The sequence below is a fragment of the Hymenobacter terricola genome (assembly GCF_017921975.2).
Lineage (GTDB): Bacteria > Bacteroidota > Bacteroidia > Cytophagales > Hymenobacteraceae > Hymenobacter > Hymenobacter terricola.
This window is the reverse complement of the sequence record NZ_JAGEMO020000041.1, coordinates 25,083-42,896: the sequence shown is the minus strand read 5'-3', so window position 1 is coordinate 42,896 and position 17,814 is coordinate 25,083. Positions and strand designations below refer to the sequence as shown.

Annotated in this window: 14 protein-coding genes; 12 read left to right on the top strand and 2 right to left on the bottom strand. The window is 61.7% G+C overall.

Annotation, left to right across the window (positions count from 1 at the left end; translation table 11 throughout):
• Window positions 1-151 precede the first annotated feature (151 nt).
• From J4G38_RS19880 to J4G38_RS19860, 5 genes are all read left to right on the top strand, one after another.
• Entirely contained in the window at window positions 152-430 is a 279-nt protein-coding gene (locus J4G38_RS19880) for a YMGG-like glycine zipper-containing protein (RefSeq protein ID WP_210520443.1), read from the top strand.
• A gap of 218 nt (window positions 431-648) precedes the next feature.
• Window positions 649-1,365 (top strand): OmpA family protein, encoded by a 717-nt coding sequence (locus tag J4G38_RS19875; RefSeq protein WP_210520445.1) that lies wholly within the window; start codon window positions 649-651, stop codon window positions 1,363-1,365.
• A gap of 133 nt (window positions 1,366-1,498) precedes the next feature.
• Complete coding sequence (locus tag J4G38_RS19870) at window positions 1,499-2,272, top strand: endonuclease III domain-containing protein (RefSeq protein WP_210520446.1); 774 nt, start codon at window positions 1,499-1,501, stop codon at window positions 2,270-2,272.
• A gap of 79 nt (window positions 2,273-2,351) precedes the next feature.
• Complete coding sequence (locus J4G38_RS19865; protein ID WP_210520448.1) at window positions 2,352-3,335, top strand: radical SAM protein; 984 nt, start codon at window positions 2,352-2,354, stop codon at window positions 3,333-3,335.
• A gap of 120 nt (window positions 3,336-3,455) precedes the next feature.
• Window positions 3,456-3,968, top strand: coding sequence for a gamma carbonic anhydrase family protein (locus J4G38_RS19860; protein ID WP_210520450.1), 513 nt, complete (start codon window positions 3,456-3,458; stop codon window positions 3,966-3,968).
• Between the two features lie 247 nt (window positions 3,969-4,215).
• Here J4G38_RS19860 and J4G38_RS19855 read toward each other — a convergent pair whose 3' ends face one another.
• The gene (locus J4G38_RS19855; protein ID WP_226163588.1) at window positions 4,216-5,598 is read right to left on the bottom strand and encodes a hemolysin family protein; all 1,383 of its coding nucleotides are present in this window, start codon (window positions 5,596-5,598) and stop codon (window positions 4,216-4,218) included.
• Window positions 5,599-5,817: 219 nt separating this feature from the next.
• Between J4G38_RS19855 and J4G38_RS19850 the strand changes: the two genes are divergently transcribed.
• Both J4G38_RS19850 and J4G38_RS19845 read left to right on the top strand, forming a co-directional pair.
• Window positions 5,818-8,052, top strand: a complete 2,235-nt coding sequence (locus tag J4G38_RS19850) for a protein-disulfide reductase DsbD family protein (RefSeq protein WP_210520452.1) — start codon at window positions 5,818-5,820, stop codon at window positions 8,050-8,052.
• 405 nt (window positions 8,053-8,457) lie between these two features.
• Window positions 8,458-8,922, top strand: a complete 465-nt coding sequence (locus J4G38_RS19845) for an Lrp/AsnC ligand binding domain-containing protein (protein WP_210520454.1) — start codon at window positions 8,458-8,460, stop codon at window positions 8,920-8,922.
• A 131-nt stretch (window positions 8,923-9,053) separates the two neighbouring features.
• Here the strand turns inward: J4G38_RS19845 and J4G38_RS19840 are convergent, their stop codons facing one another.
• A complete protein-coding gene (locus tag J4G38_RS19840) occupies window positions 9,054-10,973 on the bottom strand; it encodes an SPFH domain-containing protein (RefSeq protein ID WP_210520456.1) in 1,920 nt (639 codons plus the stop codon).
• 190 nt (window positions 10,974-11,163) lie between these two features.
• On the opposite strand from J4G38_RS19840, the gene J4G38_RS19835 reads away from it, so the two are divergent.
• From J4G38_RS19835 to J4G38_RS19815, 5 genes are all read left to right on the top strand, one after another.
• On the top strand, window positions 11,164-12,180 hold the full coding sequence (locus tag J4G38_RS19835) for a glycosyltransferase family 9 protein (protein ID WP_317198217.1): 1,017 nt from the start codon (window positions 11,164-11,166) through the stop codon (window positions 12,178-12,180).
• 123 nt (window positions 12,181-12,303) lie between these two features.
• Entirely contained in the window at window positions 12,304-13,542 is a 1,239-nt protein-coding gene (locus J4G38_RS19830) for a M16 family metallopeptidase (RefSeq protein WP_210520459.1), read from the top strand.
• Window positions 13,539-13,988 carry a YDG/SRA domain-containing protein gene (locus J4G38_RS19825; RefSeq protein ID WP_210520461.1) on the top strand — a complete coding sequence of 150 codons (450 nt, stop codon included), beginning with the start codon at window positions 13,539-13,541 and terminating at the stop codon, window positions 13,986-13,988. The genes J4G38_RS19830 and J4G38_RS19825 overlap by 4 nt, the downstream gene beginning before the upstream one ends.
• 43 nt (window positions 13,989-14,031) lie before the next feature.
• On the top strand, window positions 14,032-14,676 hold the full coding sequence (locus J4G38_RS19820) for an O-methyltransferase (RefSeq protein ID WP_210520463.1): 645 nt from the start codon (window positions 14,032-14,034) through the stop codon (window positions 14,674-14,676).
• A gap of 84 nt (window positions 14,677-14,760) precedes the next feature.
• The gene (locus J4G38_RS19815; RefSeq protein WP_210520465.1) at window positions 14,761-17,682 is read left to right on the top strand and encodes a TonB-dependent receptor; all 2,922 of its coding nucleotides are present in this window, start codon (window positions 14,761-14,763) and stop codon (window positions 17,680-17,682) included.
• The last annotated feature ends 132 nt before the right edge of the window (window positions 17,683-17,814 follow it).

Sequence of the window (17,814 nt, the reverse complement as noted above, 5' to 3'; positions counted from 1 at the left end):
ACTGAAAAAAGGCCGCCTCAACGGGCGGCCTTTTTTTGGGCGCGTGCTCGTCCCAAAACCCATTTATAACCAAGGCTGCCAAGCACAACCCTGGCCAATAAGTGCGCGTTAAATGACCGTTGTTATTCTCCAACCTCAATGGATGCTCCTCATGAAAACCTTCAAAATATATTTCCTGCTGCTGTTCTCCTTCCTGTTACTCGCCACCTCGGCCGTGCAGGCACAAACGCCCAAAAAAGGCTGGAGCAATAAGGCCAAAGGCGCGGCCATCGGCGGGGGGGCCGGCGCGGTGACCGGTGCCGTTATCGGTGGGGGCAAAGGTGCCCTGATTGGCGGCGCGGCGGGTGTTATTGGTGGCGGCCTGATTGGGCGCAACAAAGACAAAAAGAAGGACCCGGCCCGGTACAACGCCTACCACAACAAGAAGTAATAGCTGCCAGCACTGTGGTGCTTTGAGCCATGTAAACGGCCCTGCCTGATGGCAGGGCTGTTTTTTTGTGGCTGGGCGTTAAGGGGCTGGGTTTGGCCGGCCGGGAGCTAGTGTTGAGCTGGGCAGTTTGGCAAGGTGGTTGCAAATGGCGTACTTGCCGGCCCGTTGCATCCGCTGCGGCATTTACTGGCTTCTTTTATCCAAACCCCTTTTTAAACATGAAATTTCTTCGTTTCTCTTTCGCATTTCTGCTGGCCCTGCTGCTGTTGGTAAACAATTTTGCCCAGGCCCAAAGCACCACCGTTTCGACGGATAAGCCGAAAGGCATGAGCAAAACCCTCAAAGGCGGCCTCATCGGCGGCTTGGGTGGCGCGGTAGCTGGCGGCGTGGCCGGCCGTCTGATTGGCGGCAAGTCGGGCACTGCCAAAGGTGCCATCATCGGGGCCGTAGTAGGTGGTGCGGGCGGAGCCCTCATCGGCCGCAAAATGGACAAGCAAGCCGCTGAGTTGCGCCGCGACTTGGAAGGCGCCAAAGTAGAGCGCGTGGGTGAAGGCATCAAAATCACCTTCGCGTCGGGCATCCTGTTCGGCACCAACTCGTCGAGCCTGACTCCGGAAGCCGCGGGCAACATCGACCAGCTGGCCACTACGCTGAAAAAATACGCCGATACCAACGTTGTGATTGAAGGCCACACCGACAGCTCCGGCTCGGACGCCATCAACCAGCCGCTCTCGGAGCGTCGGGCTCAGGCCGTGTCGAATGAAATCCAGGGCCAGGGCGTGGATTCCGGCCGCATCACGGCTACGGGCTACGGCTCGACCCAGCCCGTGGGCGATAACGCTACCGCCGCCGGCAAATCTGCCAATCGCCGCGTGGAAGTAGCCATCTTCGCCAATGAGAAGATGCAGAAGGCCGCCAAAAAAGGCCAGCTGTAAGCTATTCGATTCCGTCTTTGGCGGGATAACCAGTTGAAAACCGGCGACCCGTGTGGTCGCCGGTTTTTTTGTGCCCAATGGAATAAAGCTCCGCTTTAGCAACCTTGCCCCGCACCAGCTGGTACAACTGGTCATGCCTGTATCCGCCGCTACCTACGCCTCGCCCGCCGCCGAGAAAGCCTGGGCCGACCACCAGATTCTCGACCATTTCTACGGCCACCTCCCGCCCGAGCCGCGCCGCACGCCCATGCGTGAGCTCATTTCCACGGTCCTCTCGCACCGCACCACCCACGCCGACGAAGAGCTGGCCTACGACCGCATGCTGGAAGCCTTCGGCGACTGGCCCGGCGTGCTGGCCGCACCCGCGAGCGACCTGGCTCACGCCATCCGCACCACGCGCTGGCCCGATACGCAGGCGCCGCGCATTCAGGAAGTCCTGCGCCGCATTCAGGCCGAAACCGGCGGGCCGTTCGACCTGGATTTCCTGGCCGACTGGCCAACGGAAAAAGGCATGGCGTGGTTGACGGATATGCCCGGCATTGGCCTGAAAACGGCCTCGTTGCTGCTGCTCTTCAACTACCATAAGCCGGTATTGCCCGTCGATACGCACGTGCACCGGGTGGCGCAGCGGGTGGGCTTTCTGGGGCCGAAGGTGTCGGTGGAGAAGGCGCACGCCGTGCTGCTGGCCCTGCTGCCCGCCGATGCCGAAACCCTGTTCAACTTCCACAAGCACAACTACTGGCACGGCCAGCAGATTTGCTTTTTCCTGAAGCCGAATTGCCCGCGCTGCCCGCTGAAAGGCTTCTGTAGCTACTACGAGGAGCATTATGGGACTGCTACGCCCGAAGCCCTGGCCGCCATGCCGGACAAGTGGGACGCGGCCGCCTGGGGCAAGCTGCCGCATTAACGCCTTCGGCTTAATGAGGAATGAGGAATGAGGAATTGCCGTCCGGGTAGTTCGTCATTCCTCATTCTACCTTTACGCCATGCGCCTCGTCAAGCACCCCGTCCTCTGCAATTACTACGTCACGTACCGCTGCAATGCGAAGTGCGCGTTTTGCGATATCTGGGAGAAACCCTCGCCCTACATCACGCTGGAGGACGTGGCCAGCAACCTGCGCGACCTCAAGCGCCTGGGCGTGTCGGTGATTGATTTCACCGGGGGCGAGCCGCTATTGCACCGGCAGCTGCCCGAATTCCTGGGCCTGGCGCGGGACATGGGCTTCATCACCACCGTCACGACCAACGGCCTGCTCTACCCCAAAAACGCGGAGAAGCTGCGCGGTAAGGTGGATATGCTGCACTTCTCGCTCGACTCGGCCGACCGCGACACCCACGACCTGGGCCGGGGCGTGGCCTGCTACGATTTCGTGCTCGAAAGCATTCGGGTAGCCAAAGAGCTGGGCGAGCGGCCGGACATCCTCTTCACCGTGTTCCGCAAAAACCTGGCAGATTTGGAGGCCGTGTACCGCGACATCACCCAGCCCAACGGCCTCGTCCTCATCCTCAACCCCGCCTTCGAGTACGGCGACGTGGAAACCGGCGAGCAGCTCACGCCCGAGGAGCTGGACTTCCTCTCCGCCTTTGGCAAGCGCAAGGGCGTGTACCTGAACGAGGCCTTTATCGAGCTGCGGCGCGACGGCGGCAACCACGTAGCCGCGCCCGTGTGCCGGGCCGCCAGCACCACGCTGGTCATCTCGCCCAGCAACGAGCTGGTGCTGCCCTGCTACCACCTCGGCGAGCAGAAATTTCCCATCGATGGCCAGCTGTTCGACCTCTACAACGCGCCCGAAACCCAGCGCCTGGCCGCCCTGGAAGGCCGCCTGCCGGCCTGCGAAGGCTGCACCATCAATTGCTACATGCAGCCCAGCTTCGCCGTGGAAACCAGCAAGTATTTCTGGCAGGCCCTGCCCAGCACGCTCAAGTATAACTGGGAAAAGGGGACGTGGAAACGGCTGATGTGGACGTAGGAACGCGCCACGGCGCGTTCGGTCGTTGAACGAACCCGCCCGACCGGATACGCGCCGAACGCGCCGTGGCGCGTTCCTACGTCCGCACTCAGCCGTAAACCACCTCTTTTCTTCGCCACCATGCCAGCCCTCATCCTCCCCGTTCACGGCATCTCGCCCACCATTCCGGCCGACTGCTTCATCGCCGATAACGCCACCATCATCGGCGATGTGGTGCTGGGAAATAACTGCACCGTCTGGTTCACGGCCGTCATTCGGGGCGATGTCCACCGCATCCGCATCGGCGACGAAACCAATATCCAGGACGGCGCGGTGCTGCATTGCACCTACCAGAAGGCCCCGCTGACCATCGGCAGCCGCGTCAGCATTGGGCACCGGGCGCTGGTGCACGGCTGCACCGTGGAGGATGACGTGCTCATCGGCATGGGCGCCATCGTGCTGGACCACGCCGTGGTGGGCACGGGCTGCATCGTCGCCGCCGGGGCCGTGGTGCTGGAAAATTTTGTGTGCGAGCCCGGCTTTCTGTACGCCGGGGTGCCGGCCAAGAAGATTAAGCCCGTGACCGAGGCCCAGCGAGAAGGCCTGCGCCGCACCGCCGCCAACTATCAGACCTACGCCAGCTGGCTGAAGTAAGGCCAACGCGGAACCCTGATGGAGAGAAGAAGAAGAATTGACAATGTTCCCCTACGGCCGTTTTGGTGCGTTGCAGAATTGGCAATGCTTCCCTACGGCCGTTTCGGTGCGTTGCAGAATTGGCAATGCTTCTATACGGCCGTTTCGGTGCGTTGCAGAATTGAAAGCGGCCAAAAACGGGCGTTTCTGCCCGGTTTTAAATCGAAGCCAGGCGGAAACCCCCGTTTTGGCCGCTTGCAATTCCTGCCTACAACTCGTCGCTCAGCTCGCCGCGCGGGGCTTCGCGCTCGGTGGACGTGGTTACGCGGAGCTGCACCAGCTCCACGGCGCGGCGCGAGCGTTGCAGCACGCGGAATTCGTAGGGGTCGAGCACGGCCACGTCGCCCACTTCCGGAATGCTGCCGTAGATGACGTTGAGCAGGCCGCCCACGGTTTCGTAGTCCTCGCCTTCGGGCAGGGGGAAGGGGAGGTACTCGTTGGCGTCGGAGATGGGCGTGGCGGGGTTCACGCGGTATTCGTCCTCGGACACTTTTTCCACCACGGGCACCTCGTTGTCGTACTCGTCCTGGATTTCGCCCACCAATTCCTCCATGATGTCCTCGATGGTGACAATGCCCGACACGCCGCCGAACTCGTCGCTCACCACGGCCATCACAATGTGCTTGCGCTGAAACTGGCGCAGCAGGCGGTTGATTTTTTTGGTTTCGGGCACGAAGTAGGGCGGGCGCATGATGCGGGCCAGCTCCACGGCCTCGCCGCGCCGGATGATGGGCAGCAGGTCCTTCACGTTGAGCACGCCCACGATGTTGTCGATGTTGCCCTCGTACACCGGCATCCGCGAGAAGCCTTCGGCGAACACCATGTCCAGAATCTCCTCGGCGGGCGCGTTCACGTCCAGGGCCGAAAGCTTGGTGCGGGGCACCATAATCTGCTTCACCATCCGGTCGTTGAACTGGAACACGTTCTCAATCAGCTCGTGCTCCGAGTCCTGAATCTCGCCGCTCTCCTTGCTCTGGTCGATGAGCAGACGCAACTCATCCGACGTGTGCGCCTCCGTGCCGTGCACGTTCTGAATGCCCACCGCGCCCAGCAGCAGGTTGCTGGCTTTCGACAGGAACCACGTCAGCGGCCGGGTCACGTAATAAAATGCGCGTAGCGGCAGCACCAGCGCCAGGCTCACCGCCTCGGGCCGCTGAATGGCCAGCGCCTTCGGGAACAGCTCGCCGAACAGAACGTGGATAAACGTGAGGATAATGAGGCCCACCGTCACGGCAATGGTGTGGGCCGTGGCCGGGGTAATGGGCAGGCCCAGCCGGGGCAGCAGGCCCAGAATCACCTCCGTGAACAGCTCCTCGCCCACGGCACCCAGCAGCAGCGAGGCGATGGTGACGCCCAGCTGCGTGGCCGAAAGGTAGTCGTAGAGCTTGCGCAGCACGCCCATGGCCAGGCCGGCCAGGCGGCTGCCTTCTTTGGCTTTCAGCTCTAGTTGCGAAAGGCGCACCCGAATCAACGAGAATTCGGCGGCCACGAAAAAACCGTTTACTAAGACGAGTAAAACGGTGAATAATAATTTTAAACCCATGTCGGCGGCCCCCGCGACGCGGTCGGTCTGGAGGCCTTTGTTGCTCAAAAGTACGCAGTTTGGCGCAGGTGGTTGGCCCGATGAACTTTCGGCTCATCGGTTTGTCATCTGCACAGCCGTAATTTTAGGGCGAAAATCGCGTGTAAGCAAACGCGGGCCGTGGCGACTACCCTACGCAACCGCAGGTAAATAACCTGCAACGAGGACAGGCCTTCTCCTGTTAGAAGGCAGAAAAACGGAAAACAACAACGCGTGATGTATTTAAAAATGAAGAGTCTCTGGATAGTCAACCTGCTGCTGCTCTGGCTGGGCCTGGCCGTGCCCGCCACAGCCCAGGTTCTGACCCCCACCCACCTAAGCACGGCCCTGAGCCGCCCTACGGCCAAAGTAGGCGACGAAATAGAGTTGGTCATCAACGCCCGCATCGACGACAAATGGCACCTCTACTCCTCCGATTTTAGCGACGAAGTAGGCCCCGTGGTGTTCAGCCTGAAGTTCACGCCCAGCCCGGCGTATGCGCTGGTGGGCAAGCTCCAGTCCATCAAGTCGCACCACGAGCAGGACGATGTATTTAAAGGCGAAGTGGCCTTCTGGGAAAAAAACGGGCAGATGCGCCAGCGCATCAAAATATTACAGCCCGGTCCCCTCACCATCTCGGCCGACGCCGAATACCAGAGCTGCACCACCGTGGACGGCAAGTGCGTGCCCGGCAACGAAACCCTGAAATTCGGCCCGCTGACGGTGGCCGGCACCGCTGCCAAAGCCGTCGGCACGGCACCGCCCGCCACGCCCACCAAAACCGCGGTTGCGGCCGTAGCCCCAGCTGCTACCGCCCCCGCAGCCGCCACGCCACCCCCCGCCGTGGCTCCCACTTCCTCCGATTCGGCCGTTCAGCTTGCGGCGGCCACTGCACCGGCCAAAGCCGAGGCCACCCCGCCCGCTGCCAGTGCCGCCAAAGAAGCCGAAGTGGCTCCCGCGCCGGCCGCAGCCTCTGCGGCCACGGCTGCCGACCCCGTGGGCAAGGCCGGTGGCCTGTGGAGTTTCGCGCTGCTGGCCTTCACCTTCGGGCTGGCCGCACTGGTCACGCCCTGCGTATTCCCGATGGTGCCGATGACCGTTTCGCTCTTCACCAGCGGCTCCGACAGCCGCCAGCGTGGCATCTTCAAAGCGCTGGTGTACGGGGCCAGCATCATTGGTATTTACGTGCTGATGGGCGTGCTGGTGTCGGTGTTGCTGGGCGAAGACGGCCCGAACCTGATTGCCACGCACTGGATACCGAACCTGATTTTCTTCGCGGTATTCGTCGTGTTTGGCCTCTCGTTTCTGGGCTTGTTTGAAATCACGCTGCCGCACCAGCTGGTAAATACCGTGGATACCCAGGCCGATAAAGGCGGCTGGGGGGGGATTTTCTTTATGGCCCTCACGCTGGTGGTCGTATCGTTTTCCTGCACCGCACCCATCGTGGGCAGCATCCTGAGCCTGGCGGCCCGCGGCGAGCGGATTCAGCCCATCGTGGGCATGTTGGGCTTCTCGCTGGCTTTCGCGCTGCCGTTCACGCTGTTTGCCATCTTCCCGTCGTGGCTGAAAAGCCTGCCCCGTTCCGGTGGCTGGCTCAATACCGTGAAAGTAGTGCTCGGTTTCGTGGAACTGATGCTGGCCCTCAAGTTCCTGAGCACCGCCGACCTGGCCTATCACTGGCACCTGCTCAACCGCGATGTATATATCGTGCTCTGGATTGTGCTGTCGGCCTTGCTGGGCTTTTACCTGCTCGGCAAGTTCCGCCTTTCGCACGACTCGCCGCTCGACCACCTCAGCGTGGGCCGTCTAATGATGGCTGTGTTGGCTTTCGCCTTCACCGTGTACCTGGTGCCGGGCCTGTTTGGCGCGCCGCTGCCGCTGCTGGCCGGCTACCTGCCGCCCCAGAGCAAGCACGATTTTTCTTTGGCTACGGCCGAAGGAGGCAGCAGCCCCGCCGCAACCACCAGCGCAGGGGCCTCGCAGGAAGTCGTTCGCTTCGGCGATTTCCTGGAACTGCCCCACAACCTCAACGGCTTTTTCGACCTGGAGCAGGCCAAGCGCGCCGCGCGCCAGCAGCACAAACCCATTTTTATTGACTTCACCGGCCATGCCTGCGTGAACTGCCGCAAGATGGAGGCCACCGTGTGGAGCGACCCGCTGGTGCTGGAAAAATTGCGCAACGACTACGTGGTGGTAGCTCTGTACGTGGACGATAAAACCGAGCTGCCCCAGAATGAGTGGTACACATCAACCCACGACCACCAAGTGAAAACCACTCTCGGCAAGCAGAACGCCGACTTGCAGATAACCCGCTATGGCTTTAATGCCCAGCCTTATTATGTGCTACTCGACCCCGATGATGCAACCAACACGCCCTTGGTTACGCCTATTGCCTACGAGCCCGACGTGGCGCAGTTTAGCGCCTTCCTGCAGGCCGGAGTAAAACAATTTAAAGGCCAGCGGGCACCCATGGCCACGCGCTAGCCAACTAGCTGACGGGACGGACAGTAGCAGTGAAGGATTTCCCCAAACGATTTGAAGCACGAAGAGGCGGCCCCCACCCAGAGGCCGCCTCTTACCAGTGTGAGGAGCGCACCCACCCAGATGCGCGGCCTCGTTTTCCCCTCTTCTCCTCCGTATCCAACCAGGGCAGTAGCGAAAGAAAGTCTCCTTTTATGAAGGCGTTGGCAGGCAATAAGGCTGGAGGTCCAGTACTTTTGTCTGCTTTTCTTTACTACTCCGTTGCCGTGGCCTTCTGCCTTGGATTGCAACAAATGTAAGATGACAAGTTAGACGATGCAAATAATTCCACCGTTTAACTGAAAGTTTACAATAAATTTAATATTACGCCTTAAATTTAACATTGTCTTCAACTCCTTTCTGCAAAAGATGGCTCGAAATTACGAACTTGATGATACCGACCGGAATATCCTGAATTTGCTCATCCAGGATGCGAAAATGCCGTACACCGAAATTGCCCGCAAAGTCAATGTTTCGGGTGGCACAGTGCACGTGCGCATGGCCCGGCTCGAAGAATTAGGCATTGTCCAGGGTGCAACGCTGCGCATTGATTATCAGAAACTTGGCTACGGGGTTAGCGCTTTTCTTGGTATTTATCTTCTGAAAAGTTCGGTGTATACCAGCGTGGTGAACCAACTGCGCGACATTCCGGAGGTGGTGAGCATCCACTTCACCACCGGGGCCTACGGCGTGTTTGCCCGCCTGGTGTGCCGCGATACCCAGCACCTGCGCGACGTGCTCCACGACCGGATTCAGCCCATTGATGGCATTGAACGGACGGAAACGTTGATTTCTCTTGAGGAGGTGGTTAACCGCCCGACGCAGCTGACTTAAAGCTGACGGCGCGAACGAATTAAAAACGTCATGCCGAGCGCAGTCGAAGCATCTCTACCGGTGAAGTAACTAATTACTCTCACGGTAGAGATGCTTCGACTGCGCTCGGCATGACGTTCTTGTTGTTTTGCCTAGCTGGCTGCTGTTGGAGTAGGTGCCTCAGGAGTTGGGGCCGGGGGAGTTGGGGCTGGCGCATTGAGTTGCGCCGTTTGCTGCTGGGCCAGCAGGCCGATGAGGGCTTCGACCAGGCCGCCGCCCGTGCCGGTGCCGCCGCCGTTGGCCTGCACCTCGGGCACGATTTTTACCTGCCGGTCGCCGATAATCTGCATGAGCTGCAGGCCGGTGAACTCGCGGGTGCCAAGGCTTTCGACGCCCACCCGGTAGGCTTCGGCTTTGGCGTTGCCGATGGCGCGGATGGCTTCGGCTTCGCCCAGGCCGCGCAGGCGGGTGGCTTCGGAGTCGGCGATGGCGCGGAGGCGGGTGCTTTCGGCCTCGCCGCCGGCTCGGAGCTTGGCCGCTTCGGCTTCGCCGCGCACTTTCTTCACCTGGGCATTGGCTTGCAGCTCGGCGATGTTTACGCCTTGCTCGCTTTGCACGAGCGAATTCTGAATGTCGGCGATGCTGGTTTCGCGCACCAGCGCCTGGCGCTGAGTCTGGGCAGCCTGCTGCACTTCGTAGGTTTTGCGTTGCTCTTCGGCCAGCTTGCGGTCGGTTTGAGTGGTCATGAGCTGGGCGGGCGGCACAATGTCGCCGATGAGCGTGTCGACGGCCTGCACATTGTACTCGCTCAGCGCGGTGCGGATAAATGTGGCCGCGTCGCGTTGGCGCTCGGCGCGGTTGGTGAGGTAGTCGAGCACGGTGAATTCCTGGCTCGAATTGCGGAAGTAGTTGCCCACGATGGGTTCCAGGACGTGGTCGACGAGGTTTTTCATCGAGCCCACCCGGGAAATGACGCGGGGTGCATCGAGCGCGCCGACGTGGATAATCTGGGCCACGTCGAGATTGAAGGAGAAGCCGTCGCGCGAGCGGACGGTGATGCTGCTCAGGTGGTCGTCGTAGTGGTGCGCCTCGGTGCGCACGGCCCAGTTGAGCACGATGTTGGTGGTGGGCATCAGCTCCACTTTCATGATGTGCGTGTTGAGGGGCTGGCGGCCGGGGTAGAGCGGCGTGGCCCAGATGCCCTTGTGGCCCACTTCGACGAGGTTGCCGTGGGTGAAATCGGCTCCGCTCACATCAATAGCCGGGCGGCCGACGAAAGAAATGACGACGCCAACGTGGCCAATCGGAATCTCGGTCATGGGCACTTGCTCGACGCGGGCAAACCAGGGATTGAGGTTCCAGGAGCCGGAAAGCAGGATTTGCTCCTGCAGGCCCCGGCTGCCGCCGGCGGCGAGGAAAGCCTGCGCATCCTGAAAGTTGTTGTGGTTGGGGATGACGGGGCCGGCAATTTCGCCGGGCGTGATGGGCACGCCGTCGAGGGTGGTGACGATGCCCACCGCATCGGGCGCCACGCGGTAAATGAATAGCTCCTCGGGGTACATGCCCATGGAAGCGGCGGTGCGTTGGGTGATGATGGTGAACAGGGCCGTGTTGATGCGGTAGGTGCCGGCCGTGAGCATGCCGATTTGCCGGCCCTTCTCGCCACCGTTGGTGAGGAAGGCGCGGGCGTCCTGGAAATTATCGCAGGCAATTTCGCGGGCCAGAATGTGGCTGGGCGGGATGGGTTCGCCGCCGTTGGCCACCACGAGGCCGATTTCGCCCTGCGGGATGATGACCACCGGCTCTTTGGTAATTGAATACTGCCAGGGCCAGAGGAAAAAATGCCAGCCGGGCGCCAGCGTGTCGGCCTGGTAGCCGGCTTCGCCTGCGAGGGCTATGAGGCGGCCGGCGGCCAGGTTGCGCCGCGAGAATTTTTTGGCCACCACACCCACCTGCATTTCGCCGATGACGACGAGGCCGAGCAGGGATTTGGCCAGCAGGAGCAAGACCAGCAGGGCAACTATTACCCCGATAACGGTGTAAGCAAGCGAGACAGTAACTTCCAGGAGCATAAAAGCGAATCAGGAAAATGAAGGGTGAGGTAGGTAGCGGAGCGTGAATCGGTGGGCCAAGGCCAGTCATTATAGGGCCCGCCGATAAAATTGGAAAGCCAAAAGGCGGGGAAAGGTAGCGGTTAACCGGAGTATTGCCGGGCAGTGCGGGGCGGCGGCCGGCGTGCCCGGGTTGCCGTAATTTCGCGCCGTGCCCATAACTCCACCTCCGCCCGCCACGCTGCTCATCCAAACCGCTTTCATTGGCGATGTTATTTTGATGACGGCGCTGCTCGAATACCTGCACCAGACCGAGCCGGCCACGCCGGTTGATGTGCTGGTGCGACGCGGCAACGAAGGCCTGCTGGCCGGCCACCCCCACGTGCGCGAAGCGCTAATTTGGGACAAGAAGCACCGCAAATACGCCGCGCTGTGGGACCTGCTGCGCCAGATTCGGGCCCGGAAATATGGCCGCGTGGTGACCTTGCAGCGCTTTGCCAGCACGGGGTTCCTCACGGCCTTCTCCAAAGCCCGGGAGCGGGTGGGCTTCGCCAAAAACCCGTTGAGCCGATTCTTCACGCGGCGTGCGCCGCACGCCATCGGCGATGGCACCCACGAGGTGACACGCAACCTTCGCCTGCTCACGGACGCTGTGCCGACGCCACTGGTGCCGCCCCGGCTCTACCCCTCGGCGGCCGATGAAGCCACGGCGGCCGGCTATGCAGCCGCCGGTCCTTATATATGTCTGGCCCCGACTTCGGTTTGGTTCACCAAACAATACCCGGAGGCGAAGTGGCTGGAGCTGCTGGCGGCCCTGCCCCAGCACCTGCGCGTGTACCTGCTAGGCGGCCCGCCCGATGTGGCAGCCTGCGAGCGCCTGGCCGCCGCCAGCGGCCGGGCAAACGTGACCAGCATTGCCGGCAAAATCGGCCTGCTGGCCTCGGCCGCCCTCATGCGCGGGGCGGTGATGAACTACGTAAACGACTCGGCCCCCATGCACCTGTGCTCGGCGGTGGGTGCGCCGGTGACGGCGGTGTTTTGCAGCACGGTGCCGGCGTTTGGGTTTGGGCCGCTGTCGCCGGTTTCGTTCGTGGTAGAAACTGAGGAGGCGCTGGCGTGCCGGCCCTGTGGGCTGCACGGGCACGGGGCCTGCCCATTGGGGCACTTTCGCTGCGCGTATGGCATTGAGGTGGTACAACTACTGGCATCAGTGAGCAGTGAACTGTGAGCAGTTATCAGAGAGTAGTTATCAATGCTATAGGTTCTTTTTTTATTCACTGTTCACTGTTCACTGATTACAACTCTCTGATAACTGCCAACTGCTCACTGCCAATTGTACCTTTGCACTCTTATGCTTGATTATCACATTCACGAATATCCCAACGGCATCCGCCTCCTGCACAAGCAGGTATTACACACGAAAATTGCGCATTGCGGCTTTTTGCTCGACATTGGCTCGCGCGATGAGGCCCCGCACCAGCAGGGCCTGGCCCATTTCTGGGAACACATGGCCTTCAAAGGCACTGAGAAGCGCAAGAGCTTCCACATCCTCAACCGCCTCGAAACCGTGGGCGGCGAGTTGAATGCCTACACCACCAAGGAAAAAATATGCTTTTACGCGGCCCTGCTCAGCACGCACTTCGAGCGGGCGTTTGAGTTGCTGACGGACCTCACGTTCAACTCCGTGTTTCCCGGCCGCGAGGTGGAGAAGGAGCGGGGCGTGATTCTGGAAGAAATGAGCATGTACCAGGATGCCCCGGAGGACGCCATTATTGATGATTTCGATACGGTTGTGTTTGGCGACCATCCGCTCGGTATCAACATTCTGGGCACCCGCGAGAGCGTGAGCCGCTTCCAGACCGCCGATTTTCATGCCTTTCTGCGGGAGCAGATGCGGACCGACCGGCTGGTGTTCAGCTCCGTCAGCAACCTGCCGTTTGCCGAAGTGAAGCGACTGGCCGACAAATTCCTGGCCCCGTTGCCGGCCCGGCTGGGCCCGCGCACGCGCCGCCCGGTGGGCGGCTACGAGCGCAAAACCCAGGTTGAAACCCGGCCCATCACGCAGGCACACTGCCTGCTGGGCGGCCCGGCCTACTCGCTGAACGACCCGCGCCGCATCCCGTTCTTCATGCTGAACAACATTCTCGGCGGGCCCGGCATGAACTCGCGCCTCAACCTGGCGGTGCGCGAGAAATACGGCCTCGTGTACACCATCGACAGCACCTACTCGCCCTACACCGACACCGGCCTGTTCGGCATCTACTTCGGCACCGAGGGCAAGCAGGTGAAGCGCACCCTCGGCCTGGTGCAGAAGGAGCTGAAGCTGCTGCGTGAAAAGCAGCTGACCACGAACCAGCTGCACGTTGCCAAGCACCAGCTCATGGGCCAGCTCGCCATGAGCGAGGAAAGCAACGGCGGCCTGATGCAGCTCCTCGGCAAAAGCACCCTCGACCTGGGCCGCGTGGAGCCGCTGAGCGAGATTTTCGGGAAAATCGAGAAAATCTCATCGGCTGAATTGCTCGAAATGGCCAACGAAATCCTGACCGATGAGCACCTGAGCGTGCTGCAATACGTGCCGGAAGGGAAGTGAGCCAGCCGGTGTTCGGGCATGTGAGCGGCTACCGGCCGGGCGACACGTTCCGTAACCGGCTGGAGCTGGCTTTCAGCGGCGTGCACCGGCCGCACCGCACCGGCGTGTGCGGCACCCGGCAGCTCGGGGCCGAAAGCATTGTGCTGGCTGGCCAGTACGAAGATGATGCGTTCAGCGAAGACGAAATCCGCTACTCCGGCACCGGCGGGCGCGACCCGAAAAACCGGCACCAGGTGACGGACCAAATTGCGGCGGGCACCAATCTGGCCCTACTGAAAAGCCAGGAAACCGGCCATCCCGTCCGCGTGCTTCGCAAAGTGCCGGCCGAAGACGGCGGCTCGGACGTGTACCGCTACGAAGGGCTGTACCACCTGATTGACTCCAGCTACGGGCCGGGCAAAATGGGCTTCAACGTCTTTGTATTTCGGCTGCGGCCAATTCTGTAGCGCGAACTACCAAGTTTGCGCTACGTCCCCCTCCTTCACCATAATGACCGACGACTCCATCCAAACCTACGCCGCGCTGCACACCGCGCCCGAGCCGCCGCTGCTGGCCCAGCTCACCCGCGAAACGCACCTGCAACTGCTAATGCCGCGCATGAGCAGCGGCCACGTTCAGGGGCGGTTTCTGAGTATGCTCAGCCACCTGATGCGGCCCCGGCGGGTGTTGGAAATCGGCACGTTTTGCGGGTATGCTACTTTGTGTTTAGCTGAAGGATTGGCCGGTAACGGGCTGTTGCACACCATCGAAATTGAGCCCGAGCGGGAAGCCCGCATCCGGCGCTACGTGGCGGCGGCCGGCGTGGCCGCGCAGGTGCGGCTGCACATCGGCGCGGCGCTCGACGTTTTGCCGGGCCTGGTCGATGAAGTGTGGGATTTGGTCTTTATTGATGCCGACAAGCGAAATAATGATGCGTATTTCGAAGCAGTTATTGAGCAGGTGCGGCCCGGCGGGCTGCTCATCGTCGACAATGTGCTGTGGGGCGGCAAGGTGCTGCCCACGCACGCGGTGAAAACCGGCGATAAGGACACGCCTTTCGTGCGGGCTTTCAATGACAAAATGGCCCGGGATGCGCGGGTGGAACCGGTTTTTCTGCCTTTGCGCGATGGGCTGCTGCTGTTGCGCAAAAAGTAACTGGCTGCACAATCGTTTGTCAGGCCGGCGAACCTTGAGCGGCCGAATGCCGTCAGACGAGTTACTGTTGCTTTTTCCAGTTCTATGCGGCAATTTTCTTTACTTATTTTCTTCCTGATTGGGCTGGGCACGGCCCGCGCGCAGGCGCCCACCACGGTGAGCGGGCGCGTGACCGACGGCAAGGACCAGTCGCCGCTCATCGGGGCCAACGTGCTGCTGATTCACCTGCCCGACTCGGTGAAAACCGGCACGGCCGTCGATGCCACCGGCAAATTTCAATTCGACAATGTGGCGGCCGGGCGCTACGTCCTCGATGCCTCCTTTGTGGGTTATGCGATGCAGCGCTTACCCGTGAGCGTGGCCGGGCAGCCCGTGCAAGTGGGCACGCTGGCCCTGCAAGCCGGCGGCGTGCAGCTCAAAGGCGTGGTGGTGACGGGCGCCGCCGCCCAGTCGGTGCAGAAAGGCGACACCACCCAATTCAACGCCCGCGCCTTCAAAACCAACCCCGACGCCACCACCGGCGACCTGATAGAGAAGCTGCCCGGCGTGAGCCGCGGCACCGACGGCAAGGTGCAGGCCCAGGGCGAAAACGTGGCCCAGGTGTTGGTCGACGGCAAGCCCTTTTTCGGCAACGACCCCGACGCGGTGCTCAAAAACCTGCCCGCCGAAATGGTGGACAAGATTGAAGTATTCGACCAACGCAGCGAGCAAAGCCGGTTTTCGGGCTTCGATGACGGCAACACGACCAAGACCATCAACATCGTGACGAAGGTGGAATTCCGCAACGGCACCTTTGGGCGGGTGGTGGCCGGCGCGGGCCCGGACCGCTACAAGGCCAGCGGCAACGTGAACAAGTTTAAGGGCGACGAGCGCCTGTCGGTGCTGGCGCAGTCGAACAACGTGAACGAGCAGAACTTCGGCACCGAAGATTTGCTGGGCGTGGTGGGCAATTCGAACCAGGGCGGCGGCCGCGGCGGCCAGCGCGGCGGCGGGGGAGGCCAGGGCGGGGGGGGGAACGGCGGCAACGCCGGCGATTTCCTGGTGAACCAGAGCGGCGGCATCACCAAAACCAACGCCGTGGGCCTGAACTACTCGAACACCTGGAACAAGAAAACGGAAATGTCGGCCAGCTACTTCTTCAACCGGGCCGATAACACCCTGCTGAGCAATACGAACCGCCAGTACGTACTGCCCGCCGGCACCACCTACAATCAAAACGCCACCACCAGCAGCCTCAACACCAACCAGCGCTTCAACATGCGCCTGGAGCACAAGATTGACTCGGCCAACTCCGTCCTGTTCCGGCCGCGCTTCAGCTACCAGCTGAACGACGCCACCAGCAACCTCATCGGCCTGACCAGCCGCAACGACACCGCCCGGAGCCGCATCAACAGCGCCTACGGCTCGAACAACAACGGCCTGAATACCGGCGGCGACCTGCTGCTGCGCCACCGCTTCCCTAAGGCCGGCCGCACGGCCAGCCTCAGCATCGGGGGCACCTACAGCCAGCGCACCAGCAACACCACCCTGCAAACGGTTGACACCGGCTCGGTCCTCAACAACCTCAACCAGGCCAGCGACCTCACCCAGCACGGCGGCAGCGTCAACGCCAACCTGGCCCTCACCGAGGCCCTCACCAAGCAGGATGTGCTGCAAGGCAACTACGCCATCAATTACGCTCCCAACAATTCGAACAAATACACCTACGACCTGACCACCGGCGACACCCGGACGCTGAACCAGGGCCTGAGCAACGTGTTCGAGAACTACTACCTGACGCAGTCGGGCGGCCTCACCTACCGGCACATCACGCCCAAGTACCAGGTGGGGCTAGGGCTGGCCGGGCAGTATTCCGAATTGTACAGCGACGCTCAGTACCCACGCCCCAGCATCGGGCGCTACTACTTCGTGAACGTGCTGCCCAATGCCAACGTCAACGTCCGCTTCACGCGCCAGAAAAACCTGCGGCTGTTCTACCGCACCAACACCAACGCCCCCAGCGTGAGCCAGCTCCAGGCCGTGGTGAACAACTCCAACCCCTTGCAGCTCACCATCGGCAACCCCACGCTGCGGCAGGAGTTTCAGCACTCGCTCAACGTTCGCTACTCGGCCTCGAACCCCGAAGTATCCAGCAACTTCTTCGCGCTGCTCTCGGGCTCCTTCACCCAGAACCCCATTTCGAACCGCACCATCGTGGCCGTTCGGGAGACGACCGTGACGCCCGAGGGCGCGCCCAGCGTGGTGCTGCCCGCCGGCGGCCAGCTCATCCAGCCCACCAACCTGAGCCAGCTCTACACCCTGCGCTCGCTGGTGAGCTACGGCCGGCCCATCAAGCCCATCAAGACCAACGTGAACCTGAGCGCCAACGCTAACTTCACGCAAACGCCGGGCATCGTGAACGGGGGCCTGAACTACGCCCGTGTGCCCTCTTTCGGGGCCGGCCTCACGCTAAGCTCCAACATCAGCACCAACCTGGATTTCACGGCTTCCACCACCTCGAACCAGAACTACGTCATCAACACGCTGCAAACGCGGCTCAATACCAACTACTTTTCGCAGGTTTCGCGCCTGCGCCTGAACTGGATTGTGGGGCCGGGCATCAACCTGGCCACCGACCTGGTGCACCAGGCCTACTCGGGCCTCTCGGCCGGCTACAACCAGCAGTACATCCTCTGGAATGCCAGCTTGGGCAAAAAAATATTTCCCGGCCAGCGCGGCGAAATCAAGGTGTACGCCTTCGATTTGCTGGGCCAGAACCGCTCCATCCAGCGCAACGTGACCGATGCCTACTACGAAGACGTGCAAACCACGATTTTGCAGCGCTATTTCATGCTGATGTTCACCTACAACATCCGCAGCGGCAACGTGATAGCACCCACGCCGGGCGAGGGCGGCGGGCGGGGCGAAGGGCGCGGCTTCGGCCGGCCCGACGGCGGGGGGCGGCCCGATGGCGGCGGCGGTCCACCGCCCGGCGGCGGGGGCAGGCCCGGCGGCGGGCCGCAGTAGAAGGTGAAGGGCCGTAACGCGCCCGCCCCAACCCACTACCGGCTTTCTTCAGCCAATTAACCCGTGCCATCGCCGCGCCGCCAAACCCCAAAAAAGCCCGCCGACCCGGACGGGTGGCGGGCTTTGAGCCGG